We start from the raw sequence: 15,070 nt of genomic DNA, 5'->3' as shown, positions 1-15,070 counted from the left end.
CGCGGCGCAATGCGAGTGTGCCCCCGCACCATCACCTTGCTCCGAAAGGGACCTGTCTTCCCGTGAACGTGCTGCCCACCGTTGTGGCAATCATTCTTGCCTGCGCAGGATCGGCAGCCGCAGACGATGCCGCGACGATCGATTGGGGCAAGGCTGGCAAGGGCGAGACGCCGACAATGCCCACCGAACCGGTGGTCGCTCCACCGCGCAAACTGCCGGACAGCGGTTTTGACTGCGGCACCGCCACCCGCATGTCCTGGGATCGAGTCGGCGAAGGCGCGCGGCGCCCGGGGCCGGAAGAGGTCCGCCGCTGCAGCCGTGATGGTTTTTCCATGGAAATCACCGCCCCCTCCAACTGAATGCATTCACAGGATGCGGTCACGATCCTGAGGCGCGGCGACGAAGCATTGCGGGCGGCGACCGAACAGGCGGTAGCGATTGCGCGCCACAAGACGATAGAGGCGATCGCGCAGGCCGCGCGGCACGATCCGCAGCAACAGCAAGAGGCTCCACGGAAAGCCCAGCCCGCCGGCAATCGCAAGCACGGCTCCGCTGTCCTGCAGGGCGTGATCGCCCTGCACGAGCAGGATCGTCTGCGGATCGTCCGGATCGATGCCATGCTGACGGCTGAGCGCCGCCCCCGCCGGGCTTTGCATCGCCGCCAGCCGGAACCGTTTCCGGCGGTCATGGCGCAGAACGAAGCGGGCACTTGCCGAACAGAGGACGCAGTCTCCGTCGAAGACGATGACCGGGCCGCCGGTGTTGTTGTCGAAATTGCTGCTGGCCATGCACTCCACATGGTGTGCCCGCCCCTCTGACGCAATGCCGGGACGCGGACCTCCCGAGCCGTTTCCCGATGAGACGCAGGCACTATGCTGCGACGCGGGAACCAAATGCCGCCCTGCCCCTTCCCGCCTTGGGCGCCTGCCGGTAATCTCTCGTCATTGAATCAGACCGGGGTAGACGATGAGCGATCTTGAGAGCCGCATTGACCAGGGAACGGGCCGCGTAGCCGCCGACATCGTGCTGAAGGGCGGCCGCTTCTTCGATCTCGTCACCGGCGAGCTTGTCGCCTCCGACATCGCCATCTGCGGCGATACCATCGTCGGCACCTGCGAGGCGTATGAGGGCGCGCAGGAGATCGACATCACCGGGCGCATTGTCGTGCCGGGATTCATCGATACGCATCTGCACATCGAAAGCTCGCTGGTGACCCCGCACGAGTTTGATCGCTGCGTACTGCCCTATGGCGTGACGACGGCAATCTGCGATCCGCACGAGATCGCCAATGTGATCGGCACCGAGGGCATCCAGTTCTTTCTCGATTCGGCGCTGGAAACCATCATGGACATCCGCGTCCAGCTCTCCTCCTGCGTGCCGGCCACGCATCTGGAGACGGCGGGCGCCGACCTGCCGATCGAGCGGCTGCTGCCCTTCCGCAGCCATCCGAAGGTGATCGGGCTTGCGGAGTTCATGAATTTTCCGGGCGTCATCCACAAGGATCCGGTCTGCATGGCCAAGCTCGAGGCCTTCCAGGGCGGCCACATCGACGGGCACGCGCCGCTTCTCTCCGGCCTCGGTCTCAACGGCTACCTCTCCGCCGGCATCCGCACCGAACACGAGGCGACGAGTGCGGCCGAGGCGCTCGAAAAGATCCGCAAGGGCATGCACATTCTGGTGCGGGAAGGCTCCGTTTCCAAGGATCTGCATGCGCTGATGCCGATCATCACGGAACGTCTGTCGCCATATCTGGCGCTCTGCACCGATGACCGCAATCCCCTCGACATTGCCGAGGAAGGCCATCTCGATTTCATGATCCGCACCGCCATTGCCCATGGCGTGGAGCCGCTTGCCATCTATCGCGCCGCCTCCATTTCGGCCGCCCGTGCCTTCGGCCTTCGCGACCGCGGCCTGGTCGCTCCCGGCTGGCGCGCCGATCTCGTCATCATCGACAGCCTGGAAAACTGCAAGGCGCAGATGGTGTTTGCCGGCGGCCGGCAGGTAACGGCCGAGCTTTTTGCAACGCGCCGGCCGGTTGCCCCGGTCGGTCTCGACAGCGTCAAGGCGCGCATCGTCAAGGCCGCCGATTTCGCCGTGCCGGCGAAGGCCGAGGAACAGCCCGTCATCGGCGTGCTGCCCGGCAAGATCATCACCGAGCATCGCCGCTACCGCCTGCCCTCCTCCGGCAACCAGACGACCGTCGATCTCGCCAATGACATCATCAGGGTCGCCGTCATCGAGCGCCACGGCAAGAACGGCAACCATGCCAACGGCTTCGTGCAGGGCTTCGGCCTGAAGAAGGGTGCGATCGCCTCCACCGTCGGGCATGACAGCCACAATATCTGCGTGGTGGGTGTCAGCGAGGAGGACATGGCGGTGGCCGTCAACCGGCTCTCCGATATTCATGGCGGCTTCGTGGTGGTGGAAGACGGGCGGGTGACGGGCGAGATCGCCCTGCCGGTGGCGGGCCTGATGAGCCTGGAGCCCTATGAGCGGGTGCGTGACACGCTGGTCGGGCTGCGCAAGGCCGCCTATGCGCTCGGCACCACGCTGGCGGAACCCTTCCTGCAGGTGGCCTTCCTGCCGCTGCCGGTCATCCCGCACCTGAAGATTTCCGATCGCGGCATGGTGGATGTGGATCAGTTCCGGCTGCTCGACTGAGGCGGCGGACGCAGCAGACTATTCCACATGGCGATTGTCGTCGCCATCGGCCTTCAGCACATGGGCAACCGCCTTGGCGGCGCTGCTGGCAGACGTCCTGATCGCATCGGTAATGGCCTCGACTCGGGCCACCTCGCGGTTGAACTCCTCCAGCGCCTTGCCGCGCAGCACCGTGCCGGCCGACATATGCGCCTTGGTCGGATCGGCATAGTGATCGCCCACCCGCAGCTCGTAATAGAGATGCGGCCCGGTGGAGAGGCCGGTGGATCCGACAAAGGCGATCACCTGCCCCTGCGAGACACGCTGGCCGATCTTCAGATCCTTCGGCGTGCCGTCGATATGGGCATAGGTCGTCTCGTAGCCGCCATCGTGGCGAATGCGGACGAACTTGCCGTAACCGGCCTCCCAGGAGATTTTCTCGACCACGCCATCGCCGGCCGCCACGATGGGCGAGCCCTTGGGGGCGGCAAAATCCACGCCATTGTGGAACTTGCGCACCTTGAGGATGGGATGGATGCGCCAGCCGAAGCCGTCGCCCAGCCGGCCCGCAGCCACCGGCTTTTCCATCAGCGTCTTGGAGACCGAATGGCCACCATGGTCGAAGAACTCGGCCTTGCCGTCGCCGGAGGTGGCATAGCGATAGAAACGGCGCTCGCTGTCTCCCTCGTGCAGGGTGACGGAAACCAGCTGGTCGCCGTCATCCTCGGTCTTGCGGTAGATGACGTCCAGTTGCGGCAGGTCGTCGGCCGACGACCATTCGAGACCGTTGACCTTCATAAGCTGCACCACCTGCAGACAGACGCGCGGCGGCACCTTCGAATGCCTGAGATGCGCGATCAGCTTGGGATAATCGGCGGCGGCGCGGTTGAGATCGCGGCTCTCCTGTGGCGTCAGGCGTGCCCTGGCGCCCGGCTGGCTTTCGGCGGCGATCGCCTCCGCCAGCAGACGGTCGTAGAGATGGCGGTCACTCACCGTCTGGAAGGTGCCGTCGTCGCGCCGGGCAAGAAAGCGTTCGCCCCGACGATGCGAGACATGGCGGGCAAACACGATCTGCGGCGCATCCGGCCGTTCCGGCCGCTCTTCCAGCAGAATATCCAGCTCCTCGCCGGGCTTCACGCTGTCGGAGCCGAGTTCGCGGGCCAGATTGACGAAATCCGCTTCCGTGACGTCGACCGCGCCCTCGATGTTGCGCAAGAGTTCCTCCCGCGCGGGCAGCGAGACGAGCCGCCGGATATGGCCCGAGGGCCGGGCCGGCGCCACGCTGACATTGATCGGCTCGCCGCGCACCGGCACGGGCCGCGCACCCTTGGCCACATGCAGCGCCGGCTTCTCGCCATTCTGGGACGCTCGAAGCACCAGATTGAAGGGATCGGACGAAGACGGCTCCGCCTCCTGATAGGCAGCGAGCGTGGCCGGTTCTTGCGGCGCGCGCGACGCCTCGGCGGAAAGATCGAGCGAGACATCGAAATAGGCGGATTTCGCCAGCGATCCGTCGCTCATGCGCTCAATGAGATCGAGCTTCGGGGCAGCGGCCGCCACGGTCGGAACCCAGACACGCCCCTGTTTCGGCGTGCTGACCGGCTTGCGGCGGGCGCTGCGCAGCACCACGGACTGCTGGGGAACCGGCGCCCTGGCGATGGAGAAGGCCATGCATTCGCCCAGAAAGGCGCTCGCGCCCACCGCCAGCAGCACCAGCGCACAGCTGACGCGCCAGTGGCTGACGAAGGAAAAACGGATGACGGTCTGCGCAGGATGTATGAAGCCGAATCCATCCCTGTTGCGCTGCATCAGCGCGCGCGCTGTCAATGCCGTCATGCGTTCAAGCCCTTGTGAAACCCGCGCCTCACGTTATCGGGTTCCGTGGCCAAAATGTGTCACCTGGCCGGGCGTGGACAGGAAGTGATCGGCGAGCAACCGAAATCGCCGTCACACCGCTAGGCCCGCAGCAGTTCCATCCCGGCATGGTAGAGCACATCGTTGCGGAACTCGCCGTCCGCGGTAAAGCCGGTGTCGTCACGGTAGTCGATTCGATTGCCGCGCACCTCATAGCGGCCCTGATAGGCGCGCTCGCGGTTGCCGCGGGCCTCGACATAACGGCCGTTCGGCAGGAGGTCGTGACGGATATACCCGTCCCTGGTGATCCAGAGACCGCAATAGGGGTGGGAGGCCATGGCCGGCATCCTTTCGAAAGAGACGTGAAACGGGGAAGGTTCAGGCGGGGGCGTACGAAGCCGCCCCCCCTGCAAACCGCGTCAGCCGTTCATGTATCTGCGACGCAGATCCGCCTCGCGGCGGCGGGAGACGGATCGGCGATGGCGTTGCCGGATCGCGTCCACCAGATCCACGAACCACAGTGCCGGGCTTTCGAGCAGCCGCTGGAAATTCTGCATCTCCGTCTCCTTTCCTTGAAATCTTGTCGCCGATGGCGGTGAGGTGCATGTGCCAGGCCAATATGACCGGCGCAGGCCGACGGACGGTAGACCAGGACTCCGGGATGATTGCACAAAAATCCGGAAGTTCGGAGCAAGGGATGGAGCCAGGGCAAGAAGCCTGATAGCTATCCGGGCAGAAATTGCGGGAAAAAGGCCGCAGAAAACCGACACGGAGCATGAAGACCATGCAGGAATTGGAAGAACTGGCAAGGCGGATTGCACAACACACCGATCATGACGGCGTATTGGCAACGCGGATTCCGCGCCTGTCTCTGGTGCGAATCTCCAAGCAGACCGAGCCGATGCAGGGTCTGCAGCAACCCTCGGTCTGCATCATTGCCCAGGGGCGCAAGCAGGTGCTGCTGGCCGACGAAATGTTCGAATACGGGCCGGCGCGCCATCTGATCGCCTCCGCCGATCTGCCGATCACCGGCCAGGTGGTGGGCGCAAGCCCGGACGAGCCCTATCTCAGCCTGAAGCTCGATCTTGACCTTACGGTGCTGGGAGCCATGATGCTGGAGATCCGGCCGCAGCCCGCCTCGCAGGTGCCGACCAAGAGCTGCGGCAAGGCGCTCTGCCTCAGCAAGAGCGAGCCGAAGCTGCTGGAGGCGGCCGTGCGGCTGGTGCGCCTGCTGGAGCATCCGGAGGACATTCCATTCCTGGCGCCGCTGGCCGAGCGGGAACTGCTTTATCGGCTGCTGCGCGGCGACCAGGGCGAAAAGCTGCGCCGCATGCTGATGCCGGACAGCCGGCTGGCGCAGGTGAACCGCGCCATCGCCTGGATCCGCCAGAACTACGACAAACCGTTCAGCGTAGAGCGGGTGGCAGAGGAGGCGCGCATGAGCACCTCCTCGCTGCACGAGCATTTCCGGGAAGTGACGGCGATGAGCCCGCTGCAATACCAGAAGCAACTGCGGCTGCAGGAAGCGCGACGCCTCATCCTTTCGGAAGCACTTGATGCGGCAAGCGCCGCGCACCGGGTCGGCTATGACAGCCCCTCGCAGTTCAGCCGGGAATATCGGCGGCTGTTCGGCGCGCCCCCGATACAGGATGTATCCCGCCTGAAGACCGGGCCTGCCAGCTATGCGGCGGCCTCGGCCTGACAGGGTCCGGCCCCGTCAGATGCGGGCGCAGAAGGCATCGAGCGGTGCAAGCTTCACCACCTTGCCCTCGACGGCCGGGTTGTAGCCCGGCATCGGTGTCGGCTGGCCGTCGGCAAAGGCGCCGGTCAGCGGAAAATCCTTGGCCTCGCGCGTCAGGTTGAACACGAAGAGCAGCCGCTCGCCGCCCTTTTCGCGGATGAAGGCGAGCACGTCCGCCTGCGTATCGAGGAAGGTCAGATCGCCATCCAGAAGTGCGGCATGCGCCTTGCGGAAGGCCAGCGTGCGCCGATAGTGGTGCAGCACCGAGCCTTCGTCGGCCTCCTGCGCGTCCACCGACAGGGCAATATGTTCCGGCGGCACGGGAAGCCAGGCCTTGGTCCCCTCGCTGAAGCCGCCGAGCGGCTTGCCCGCCTCCCACACCATCGGCGTGCGGCATCCGTCACGGCCCTTGAAGGCCGGCCAGAAGCGGATGCCATAGGGATCGCGCAGGTCCTCGAAGGAAAGCTCCGCTTCCGGCAGCCCCAGCTCCTCGCCCTGATAGAGGCAGATCGAGCCGCGCAGGCTGCTCAGGACGCTGATCGCCAGCCGGGCGATCGCCTCGCGCTCCTCGGGCGTTTCCATGAAGCGGCTGACATGGCGCACCACGTCGTGGTTGGAGAAGGCCCAGCAGACCCAGCCATTGGTGACGATTTCCTGGCACTTGGAGACGACGCTGCGGATGTGTTCGGCGGTGAAGCGCGGGCTGAGCAGGTCGAAGGTGTAGCACATGTGCAGCTTGTCGTTGCCGCTGGTATAGATCGCGAGCGTCGTCAGCGAGCGGTCGCCATCGCCCACTTCGCCCACCGTCGTACGGCAGTCATAGTCGTCGAGCAGCGACCGCAGACGCTTCAGGAACTCGATGTTCTCCGGCTGGCTCTTGTCATACAGGTGGTTCTGCATCGAATAGGGATTGGTGTCGGTCTCCAGCCCCGTCGAATCCGGATCGTAGACCATCGGCGGATTGCTGCGCAGCTGCTTGTCATGGAAGTAGTAGTTCACCGTATCCAGGCGGAAGCCGTGCACGCCGCGATCCAGCCAAAATTTCACCGTGCCCAGCACCGCATCCTGCACATCCGGGTTGTGGAAGTTGAGGTCCGGCTGCGAAGCGAGGAAATTGTGCATGTAATACTGCTTGCGCACGCCATCCCATTCCCAGCCCGGACCGCCGAAGATCGACAACCAGTTGTTGGGCGCCGTGCCGTCCGGCCGGGGCTCGGCCCAGACATACCAGTCAGCGCGCGGATTGGTGCGGCTCGAACGGCTTTCCACGAACCACGGATGCCGGTCGGAGGTGTGCGAGATCACCTGGTCGATGATCACCTTGAGGCCGAGCCGCTCGCATTCCGCCATCATCGCATCGAAATCGGCGAGCGCTCCGAACATCGGATCGACGTTGCAGTAATCGGAGACGTCATAGCCCATGTCGGCCATCGGCGAGGTGAAGAAGGGCGAAAGCCAGATGGCGTCGACGCCGAGCGAGGCGATGTGCGGCAGGCGCCGGGTGATGCCGCGGATATCGCCGATGCCGTCGCCGGTCGTATCCTGGAAGGAACGCGGATAGACCTGATAGATCACCGCCCCCCGCCACCAGTTCGGATCGCCCTTCTGTGCCGTTACCCTTGTCATCTGTGAGGAACTCCCTGTGCATTCGAACCACTGCTCAACCTAGTGAGCTGACGGCAAAAGACAAATGAAGAAGATGCCATGAACACGCGCAGCCCCGGGAAAGTGAAGCCCCTCCGCGCCACCACCTTGCCTTGCCAGGCACTTCGGCCTATGCCCAGCAAACAGACAGACGGAGGGGACGGTCGTTCATGGCAAGGCGCATTCTTTCGATCGGCGAGTGCATGGTGGAGCTGTCGCAGGCGGGTCAGGGCCTGCTGCGCAAGGGATTTGCCGGCGATACCTTCAACACCGCCTGGTACCTGCGGGCCGCCCTGCCCGATGACTGGCAGGTGGATTACCTGACAGGCCTTGGCGACGATCCGCTATCCGATGAAATGCAGGCATTCATGGAAAAGGCGGGCATCGGCACCGGTTTCATCCGTCGCATCGCCGGCCGCACGCCGGGACTCTATCTCATCACCCTGAAGGACGGGGAGCGCACCTTCAGCTACTGGCGCGACAGCTCGGCTGCCCGGCAGCTGGCCGATGACGGCGACCATCTGCGTACAGCGATCGACAGCGCCGATCTCGTCTATGTCTCCGGCATCACGCTGGCGATCCTGTCGCCCGGAGCCTGCGATACCCTGCTTGCCGAGTTGCGCCGCGCCCGCGCCAGCGGCAAGACGGTGGCCTTCGATCCAAACATCCGCCCGCGGCTCTGGGCCGACAAGGTGCGCATGCTGGACACGATCAGCGATGGCGCCCGTGCCGCCTCCATCGTGCTGCCGAGCTTCGACGACGAGGCCCAGCATTTCGGCGACATCAACGTGGCTGCCACCATCGAGCGCTATCAGGCGCTGGGTGCGGAAAAGGTGGTGGTGAAGAACGGCGCCCAGGGCGCGACCGTCGCCGAAGGCGGGCAGACCATCTTCGTGCCGGCCGTGCCGCCGGAAAAGCTGGTCGATACCACGAGCGCCGGCGACAGCTTCAACGGCGGCTTCCTTGCCCGCCTGATGCAGGGCGCGATGCTGGCCGAGGCCGCAGCGCATGGCGCAGCCGTCGCCTCCGTCGTCATCGGCCATCACGGCGCGCTGATCGAGCCCGCCCTTTTGCCGGAGTGACCTGACGGGCGGAGCCCGGCCGCGAGCATGCACTCGCCGCCCTGACATGCGCCTGTCACAGAAGTCCTCGATAAGAGCCCCGACAGTCACCTGCACTGCGCGAGTCGGTTGCGCGATGACAGAGGGGGGCCGGCGACCATGACCAGAATCACCATCGTGACCGATGCCTGGTATCCGCAGGTCAACGGTGTCGTGCGTTCCATCGAGAACACCAATCGCGAACTGACGCGGATGGGTATCGAGGTTTCGATGATCACCCCGCAGGACTTTTCCAGCGTCCCCTGCCCCACCTATCCGGAAATCCGGCTGTCGGTGGCAAGCTACAGCGCAGTGGCCCGCGCCATCGAGAAATTCGGCCCGACCTCTGTGCATATCGCAACAGAAGGTCCGCTCGGGCTTCTCGCCCGCCGCTGGTGCCTGAAGAACAACCTGCCCTTCTCGACCAGCTACCACACCCGCTTTCCGGAATATGTCGCGGCACGCTTTCCGGTGCCGATCCGCTGGATGCGGGCCTTCGTGCGCTGGTTCCACAATGCCGGCAATGGCTGCATGGTGGCAACCGCCAGCCTGGAGCGCGAACTTTCGAAGCTTGGGCTGAAGAACCTCCTGCGCTGGAGCCGCGGCATCGACCAGACGCTGTTTCACCCGCGGCCGCTGGAAGACAATCCCTTCGGCCTGCCGCGCCCGATCTTCATGACCGTGAGCCGCATCGCCGTGGAGAAAAACCTGCCCGCCTTCCTCGACCTCGACCTGCCGGGTTCCAAGGTCGTGGTGGGCGATGGTCCCGAGCGGGAAGCCCTGCAGCGCCGGTATCCGGACGTGCTGTTCACCGGCATGAAGACCGGCGAGGATCTGGCGCGCGCCTATGCACAGGCCGATGTATTCGTGTTTCCGTCAAGAACCGATACCTTCGGCAACACCATTCTCGAGGCGCTGGCAAGCGGCGTGCCGGTGGCAGCCTTCCCGGTGACCGGACCGGTGGATATCCTCGAGGAAGGCTCGGGCGCCGGCGCCCTCAACGAAGACCTGCGTCAGGCCTGCCTCGATGCGCTCGCCTGCCCGCGCGACAATGCCCGCCGGCTCGCCCGCAACTTCACCTGGGAAGCGGCGTCGAAACAGTTCCTCAACAATGTGCTGATCGCACAGGGCCGCAAGGCGCTGCCGGGCCGGAAAACGAGTTTCCGCGCCCTGACCTCCTGAGACGGCCCTCGGACCGGATGTCGCGAACCGTATCGATCAGCGCTTCTTGCGCCTGTTCTCGTAGGGGTTTTCCGCCGCCTTGAAATGGATGCGGATCGGCACGCCCGGCATCTGGAAATCGGCGCGCAGGCCGTTGATCAGATAGCGGACATAGCTTTCCGGCAGCGCGTCGGAGCGCGTGCACGAAATCATGAAGGCCGGCGGGCGTGCCTTCACCTGCGTCATGTATTTCAGGCGGATGCGGCGGCCGGACACGGCCGGCGGCGGATGCTGCACCTGCTGCGCTTCCAGCCAGCGGTTAAGCTTGGCCGTCGAGATGCGCTTGTTCCACACCTTGTCGGTGTCGACGATGTTCTGCATCAGCTTGTCGAGGCCGTAGCCCGTCTGGCCGGACATCGGCACGGCGCGAATGCCGCGCGCCTGCGGCAGCAGCCGCTCGGTCTTCTCGCGCAGATCCGCCAGCACCGCCTGCGGTTCCTCCACCAGATCCCACTTGTTGAAGGCGAGCACGGCCGCGCGCCCCTCGCGCAGCACCAGGTCGACGATCTGCAGGTCCTGCTTCTCGAAGGGAATGGTGGCATCGAAGACGATGACGACGGTTTCGGCAAAGCGGATGGCGCGCAGCGTATCGGCCACCGACAGCTTTTCCAGCTTTTCCTGCACGCGCGCCTTGCGGCGCATGCCGGCGGTGTCGAACATCTTGATCATGCGGCCGCGCCATTCCCACTCCACCGAGATGGAATCGCGGGTAATGCCGGCTTCCGGGCCGGTCAGCAGGCGGTCCTCGCCGAGAAAACGGTTGATGAGCGTGGACTTGCCGGCATTCGGGCGCCCGACGATGGCCACGCGCAGCGGCTTCGTCTCGTCATAGGCGGGCTCGAGTTCCTCGTCCTCGTCACCCTCCGGCAGGCGCACATCGACATCGGTGACGGCAATCTCGTCCTCTTCGTCGCCGAAAGCACGCTCCGGGCCGATGGCTTCAACGATTGCATCGCGAAGGTCGATCATGCCCTGCCCGTGTTCGGCCGAGATCGGCACCGGCTCGCCCAGCCCCAGCGTATAGGCATCGTAGAAACCGCCATCGGAGCCGCGGGCTTCCGACTTGTTGGCCACAAGCACCACCGGCTTGCCGCGCCGGCGCAGCATTTCCGCCAGCGTCTGGTCGACCGGGGTCAGGCCCATCTTGGCATCCACCACGAAGAGCGACAGATCCGCCTCGTCGATCGCCAGTTCCGTCTGCGCGCGCATGCGGCCTTCCAGCGTTTCCGGATCGGCCTCTTCCAGGCCGGCGGTATCGATGATGCGGAAGCGCAGGTCGACCAGCTTGGCATCACCGGGGCGACGGTCGCGGGTGACGCCGGGCGTATCATCCACCAGCGCGAGCTTCTTGCCCACCAGACGGTTGAACAGCGTGGATTTGCCGACATTGGGACGCCCGACAATGGCGACGGTGAAGCTCATGGGTCTGGTGCCTTTCTGGGCCTTCTCGTTGTAAATTACGGCGCCTTGCCGGAGGCGGCAATGGTGTCGAGCATGATCTGCGCGCGATTGGCGACATTGCGCGGTGCGGTGGCGTCGTTGGCGATCTCCTGGAACCACTGCTTGGCCTTCGCCACGTCGCCAGCCTTGTAAGCGGCAAGGCCAAGTGCTTCGCGGGCGGAATTGCGCAGCGCATTGCCGGGCGTTGCCATCACTTCGACTTCCGCCGAGATCTGGTCATAGGTGCCGGTATCGATCAGCAGGAAGGCCGCGCGCAGCCGGGCCACATCGCGCATCACCTCGGGAACCGCATTGTCCCTGGCAACCTCGTTGAAGGCGGCAACCGCCCCCGTCACATCGCCCTTCTGCGCCAGAAGCGTTGCGGCCCGCATGCGCGCCAGAACCGGATAGGCGCCGCCGCCTTCCTTTTCCAGCTTTTCCAGTGCCGCCAGCGCCTCGTCCGGCTTGTTGTCCTTGGCGAGGTTCAGTGCCGCCAGGAACTGGTCGCCATAGATCGAAGCATTGTGCGTATGCCAGTATTCATAGCCGCGATAGGCCGCCGTACCGAGAACGATCAGCGCGGCACCACCGATGATGACATAGCGAAACCGCCGCCAGACGCCGCTGATCTGCTCGGAACGCAGTTCCTCATTCACCTCGCGGATAAAGCTGTCGTTATCATGTACCATGCCAAACTCCGGCCGGATGGCGGCCCCTTGCCTCGAAAGCCTGCCTTCTAACCTATTTTGTGCGGGATGTAAGGGGGTGAGTTGCGACGGCTGAGCCGTCAGATCGATCCAGTGGATCGATTTGAGCAACGAACGCCTCGAGCCCGAGCGAGAGGCCGGACCGGTTGCGACGGCGGCTTGCCCTCGCGCCATGCCCCGGCTTTGCCGCATTCCACCGCGACAAGGCCCCGCCACGCCTCACACTGACTGGACTGCCCTTGCCCCGCTTGCCCTCTCTTCTTGCCATCCTTGCCTGCTGCATGCCGAGTTTCAGCCCTATGGCATGGGCGGGAGAGAAACCGAAGCAATTGCTGCTGATCTCCTTCGATGGCGCCGGCAGCAATGGGTTATGGGCCAGAAGCCGGCAGATTGCGAGCAAGGCCAATGCCCGGTTCACCTATTTTCTCTCCTGCACGCTGGTCATCGACCGGGCACGCGCCAAAAGCTACCAGGGTCCGCACCAGAAGGCGGGCCGCTCGAATATCGGCTTTGCCCAGACACGCGAAGAGGCGCTGGCCAGGCTCGACCATATATGGCAGGCGCATCGGGAAGGCCACGAGATCGCCAGCCACACCTGCGGCCACTTCGACGGCAAGGACTGGACCGAGCAGGACTGGCGGACGGAGATGCAGAATTTTCGCCGCGTGCTGACCGATGCCTGGGGCGATCTTGGCGCAGAGAAGGACGAGCCGGACGGCTGGCGTGCCTTCGTGAGCGGCATCAGCGGATTTCGCGCCCCCTATCTCTCCACGTCGGAGGCTCTCAACACGGCAGAGCGTGCCGAGGGTTTTGCCTATGACGGCAGCGGCATCAGCAAGGGGCCGACACTGCCGGCAGCCCGCGACGGCGTGCTGAATTTCGGCCTGCCGCTCATCCCGGAAGGACCGGAAAACCGCAGGATCATCGCGATGGATTACAACCTGTTCATCCGCCATTCGGCCGGCATCGACAATCCGAGCCGTGCCGCAGAATTCGAGGAACGTGCCTATAGCGCCTTCCGGGCCGCCTTTGACGAGCAATATGCCGGCGACCGCATTCCACTGCAGATCGGCTTTCACTTCGTCGAAATGAATGGCGGCGCCTATTGGCGGGCCATGGAGCGGCTGGTGACCGACGTCTGCAGCCTGCCGGATGTGGGCTGCGTCACCTATGGCGAGGCGATCGAGGCGCTGAGGGAGAGGCGGGCCGTGCCTGCGCAGGTCCGCTCCGGTCTTTGAACGGAGAGCCTGAACCGACAAGGGCCGCCGCGGAAAGATCCGCTGCGGCCCTTGTTCTGTTTGTGACGTCCTGTTTGCGAGAAGCGCCACTCAGTAGGGCTTGTCGGCTGCCAGTTCGCCGCCCTCGGCCTCACGCTCCAGATAGCGCTGGTCTATCTCCGGCAGCGGCTCGCCATCGATGGCGGCCTCGAAAGCCTTCAGGCGCTTGTGGATCGACAGAAGCTCGATGATCGTCGACCAGTAGCTGACGAGGTACTGAAAGCTGTCGCTCACCTGACCGAAGGCGGTCGCCACCTGCTGCCACAGGCCCATGGTCAGCTTGCCGGCCACGAAAGTGGGGATCAGGATCGTCGTCAGGAAGATCGCATCCAGCTGGCCATAGGTGTAGCGAGCCACGTTGAAATAGAGATAGTGCCAGTACATGCGGAAATAGTTGCGCCGCACATTGCCGAACAGTTCGCCCACCGTGACGGGGTCGGCGCGGTCCGCATTGTCCTCGCCATAGACGAGTTCCTTGCGGAAGGCGGCCTCGACGCGCTGGTTGCGGAACTGCAGGCCCGGCAGCTTGATGCCGGCCAGCGCCAGAAGCCCGGTGCCGAACAGCGACCAGCCGATGGCCAGCCAGAACAGCGCATGCGGCACGGCTCCGATGATCGGCAGATCGCCGATATTGTCCGACATGCGAAACAGCAGCGGCAGGAAGACGACGAGCGTCATCACCGAGTTGATCAGCGTGACGCCAAGCCCTTCGAGGATGTTGGCGAAGCGCATCGTGTCTTCCTGGATACGCTGCGAGGCACCCTCGATGTGGCGCAGCCTGTCCCATTTGGACAGGTAGTAGTCGTTCATCGCCTGGCGCCAGCGGAACACATAGTGGTTGGTGAAGAAGGCGGTGATGACGTTGAGGACGATGCTGAGTACGCCGATTTCGAGGAAGCGCAGCTGGTATTCATAGAGCAGGCCGGTGGTGACCCCCGGCTCCTTCGACATCGCCTTCTGGATGAGATCCCAGAAGGGGCCGCGCCAGTTGTTGACGGCGACCGAAATCTGCACGGCGAAATAGGCGATGAAGACGATGAAGGCCGATCCCCAGATCGACCAGTTCGACCAGCGGTGATGGCGTTCGATCAGCTTCCAGGCGGTGCCGAACACCAGCACGAAGACCGTGAAATAGATGTAGAACCACAGATTGTCGGTGGTGAAGAAGAAGGCGAGCCCGATCGGCGGCTTTTCTCCGGCCGGAAGCGGCGGAAGGCCGATGGCGGCCCCCATCTGCGGACCGATGGTATACCACACCACGATGCAGAGCAGGGACCACAGCGCGGCAGAGGTGAAAAACAGTTTGGGACGGGGGAAGAAGGAATGGAACACGGGGATGGGTTTCCCTTGCTGCGACAGGCCGCCAGCGGCGATTGATTTGGCCGGAACCTAAGCCAGTTCGAAAAGGCCAGCAATGGCGAAGCCGGCATCTTACCCAATTGTAAC

General features: G+C 64.4%; 14 protein-coding genes. 6 read left to right on the top strand and 8 right to left on the bottom strand.

What is annotated here, in order from left to right; all coding sequences use genetic code 11:
* The first annotated feature begins 62 nt into the window (after window positions 1-62).
* A complete protein-coding gene (locus KLP42_RS06640) occupies window positions 63-359 on the top strand; it encodes a hypothetical protein (RefSeq protein WP_215565375.1) in 297 nt (98 codons plus the stop codon).
* Between the two features lie 6 nt (window positions 360-365).
* Here the strand turns inward: KLP42_RS06640 and KLP42_RS06635 are convergent, their stop codons facing one another.
* Window positions 366-788, bottom strand: coding sequence for a thiol-disulfide oxidoreductase DCC family protein (locus tag KLP42_RS06635; protein ID WP_215565374.1), 423 nt, complete (start codon window positions 786-788; stop codon window positions 366-368).
* A 178-nt stretch (window positions 789-966) separates the two neighbouring features.
* Here KLP42_RS06635 and ade point away from each other — a divergent pair, with 178 nt between their 5' ends.
* Window positions 967-2,661 (top strand): adenine deaminase, encoded by a 1,695-nt coding sequence (ade, locus tag KLP42_RS06630; RefSeq protein WP_215565373.1) that lies wholly within the window; start codon window positions 967-969, stop codon window positions 2,659-2,661.
* A gap of 18 nt (window positions 2,662-2,679) precedes the next feature.
* Here ade and KLP42_RS06625 read toward each other — a convergent pair whose 3' ends face one another.
* From KLP42_RS06625 to KLP42_RS06615, 3 genes are all read right to left on the bottom strand, one after another.
* Window positions 2,680-4,476, bottom strand: a complete 1,797-nt coding sequence (locus KLP42_RS06625; protein ID WP_215565372.1) for a M23 family metallopeptidase — start codon at window positions 4,474-4,476, stop codon at window positions 2,680-2,682.
* 119 nt (window positions 4,477-4,595) lie between these two features.
* The gene (locus KLP42_RS06620; RefSeq protein ID WP_502941272.1) at window positions 4,596-4,907 is read right to left on the bottom strand and encodes an Atu4866 domain-containing protein; all 312 of its coding nucleotides are present in this window, start codon (window positions 4,905-4,907) and stop codon (window positions 4,596-4,598) included.
* A 6-nt stretch (window positions 4,908-4,913) separates the two neighbouring features.
* On the bottom strand, window positions 4,914-5,051 hold the full coding sequence (locus KLP42_RS06615) for a hypothetical protein (protein ID WP_215565370.1): 138 nt from the start codon (window positions 5,049-5,051) through the stop codon (window positions 4,914-4,916).
* 227 nt (window positions 5,052-5,278) lie between these two features.
* Between KLP42_RS06615 and KLP42_RS06610 the strand changes: the two genes are divergently transcribed.
* Window positions 5,279-6,196, top strand: coding sequence for an AraC family transcriptional regulator (locus KLP42_RS06610; protein WP_215565369.1), 918 nt, complete (start codon window positions 5,279-5,281; stop codon window positions 6,194-6,196).
* 15 nt (window positions 6,197-6,211) lie between these two features.
* On the opposite strand, the gene bglA is transcribed toward KLP42_RS06610, so the two are convergent.
* Complete coding sequence (bglA, locus tag KLP42_RS06605; protein ID WP_215565368.1) at window positions 6,212-7,861, bottom strand: beta-galactosidase BglA; 1,650 nt, start codon at window positions 7,859-7,861, stop codon at window positions 6,212-6,214.
* 188 nt (window positions 7,862-8,049) lie between these two features.
* Here bglA and KLP42_RS06600 point away from each other — a divergent pair, with 188 nt between their 5' ends.
* Together KLP42_RS06600 and KLP42_RS06595 are read left to right on the top strand one after the other, a co-directional pair.
* Entirely contained in the window at window positions 8,050-8,961 is a 912-nt protein-coding gene (locus tag KLP42_RS06600) for a sugar kinase (protein WP_215565367.1), read from the top strand.
* A gap of 138 nt (window positions 8,962-9,099) precedes the next feature.
* Window positions 9,100-10,161 (top strand): glycosyltransferase family 4 protein, encoded by a 1,062-nt coding sequence (locus KLP42_RS06595; protein ID WP_215565366.1) that lies wholly within the window; start codon window positions 9,100-9,102, stop codon window positions 10,159-10,161.
* Between the two features lie 36 nt (window positions 10,162-10,197).
* On the opposite strand, the gene der is transcribed toward KLP42_RS06595, so the two are convergent.
* Both der and KLP42_RS06585 read right to left on the bottom strand, forming a co-directional pair.
* Window positions 10,198-11,622 (bottom strand): ribosome biogenesis GTPase Der, encoded by a 1,425-nt coding sequence (gene der, locus KLP42_RS06590; RefSeq protein WP_215565365.1) that lies wholly within the window; start codon window positions 11,620-11,622, stop codon window positions 10,198-10,200.
* Window positions 11,623-11,657: 35 nt separating this feature from the next.
* Window positions 11,658-12,329, bottom strand: a complete 672-nt coding sequence (locus tag KLP42_RS06585) for a tetratricopeptide repeat protein (protein WP_215565364.1) — start codon at window positions 12,327-12,329, stop codon at window positions 11,658-11,660.
* 317 nt (window positions 12,330-12,646) lie between these two features.
* On the opposite strand from KLP42_RS06585, the gene KLP42_RS06580 reads away from it, so the two are divergent.
* Complete coding sequence (locus KLP42_RS06580) at window positions 12,647-13,585, top strand: polysaccharide deacetylase family protein (RefSeq protein ID WP_252192785.1); 939 nt, start codon at window positions 12,647-12,649, stop codon at window positions 13,583-13,585.
* A 90-nt stretch (window positions 13,586-13,675) separates the two neighbouring features.
* Here KLP42_RS06580 and sbmA read toward each other — a convergent pair whose 3' ends face one another.
* On the bottom strand, window positions 13,676-14,956 hold the full coding sequence (gene sbmA / locus KLP42_RS06575) for a peptide antibiotic transporter SbmA (protein ID WP_215565363.1): 1,281 nt from the start codon (window positions 14,954-14,956) through the stop codon (window positions 13,676-13,678).
* Between the last annotated feature and the right edge of the window lie 114 nt (window positions 14,957-15,070).

The organism is Rhizobium sp. CSW-27, assembly GCF_018760785.1.
Lineage (GTDB): Bacteria > Pseudomonadota > Alphaproteobacteria > Rhizobiales > Rhizobiaceae > Neorhizobium.
Note: the sequence above shows the minus strand (reverse complement) of the source record. Positions and strands in the feature narration are given on the sequence as shown.

Coding starts and splice junctions, on each gene's coding strand:
- KLP42_RS06635 (WP_215565374.1), bottom strand. CDS start 788: ATGGCCAGCAGCAATTTCGACAACAACACCGGCGGCCCGGTCATCGTC.
- ade (WP_215565373.1), top strand. CDS start 967: ATGAGCGATCTTGAGAGCCGCATTGACCAGGGAACGGGCCGCGTAGCC.
- KLP42_RS06625 (WP_215565372.1), bottom strand. CDS start 4,476: ATGACGGCATTGACAGCGCGCGCGCTGATGCAGCGCAACAGGGATGGA.
- KLP42_RS06615 (WP_215565370.1), bottom strand. CDS start 5,051: ATGCAGAATTTCCAGCGGCTGCTCGAAAGCCCGGCACTGTGGTTCGTG.
- KLP42_RS06610 (WP_215565369.1), top strand. CDS start 5,279: ATGCAGGAATTGGAAGAACTGGCAAGGCGGATTGCACAACACACCGAT.
- bglA (WP_215565368.1), bottom strand. CDS start 7,861: ATGACAAGGGTAACGGCACAGAAGGGCGATCCGAACTGGTGGCGGGGG.
- KLP42_RS06600 (WP_215565367.1), top strand. CDS start 8,050: ATGGCAAGGCGCATTCTTTCGATCGGCGAGTGCATGGTGGAGCTGTCG.
- KLP42_RS06595 (WP_215565366.1), top strand. CDS start 9,100: ATGACCAGAATCACCATCGTGACCGATGCCTGGTATCCGCAGGTCAAC.
- der (WP_215565365.1), bottom strand. CDS start 11,622: ATGAGCTTCACCGTCGCCATTGTCGGGCGTCCCAATGTCGGCAAATCC.
- KLP42_RS06585 (WP_215565364.1), bottom strand. CDS start 12,329: ATGGTACATGATAACGACAGCTTTATCCGCGAGGTGAATGAGGAACTG.
- KLP42_RS06580 (WP_252192785.1), top strand. CDS start 12,647: ATGGCATGGGCGGGAGAGAAACCGAAGCAATTGCTGCTGATCTCCTTC.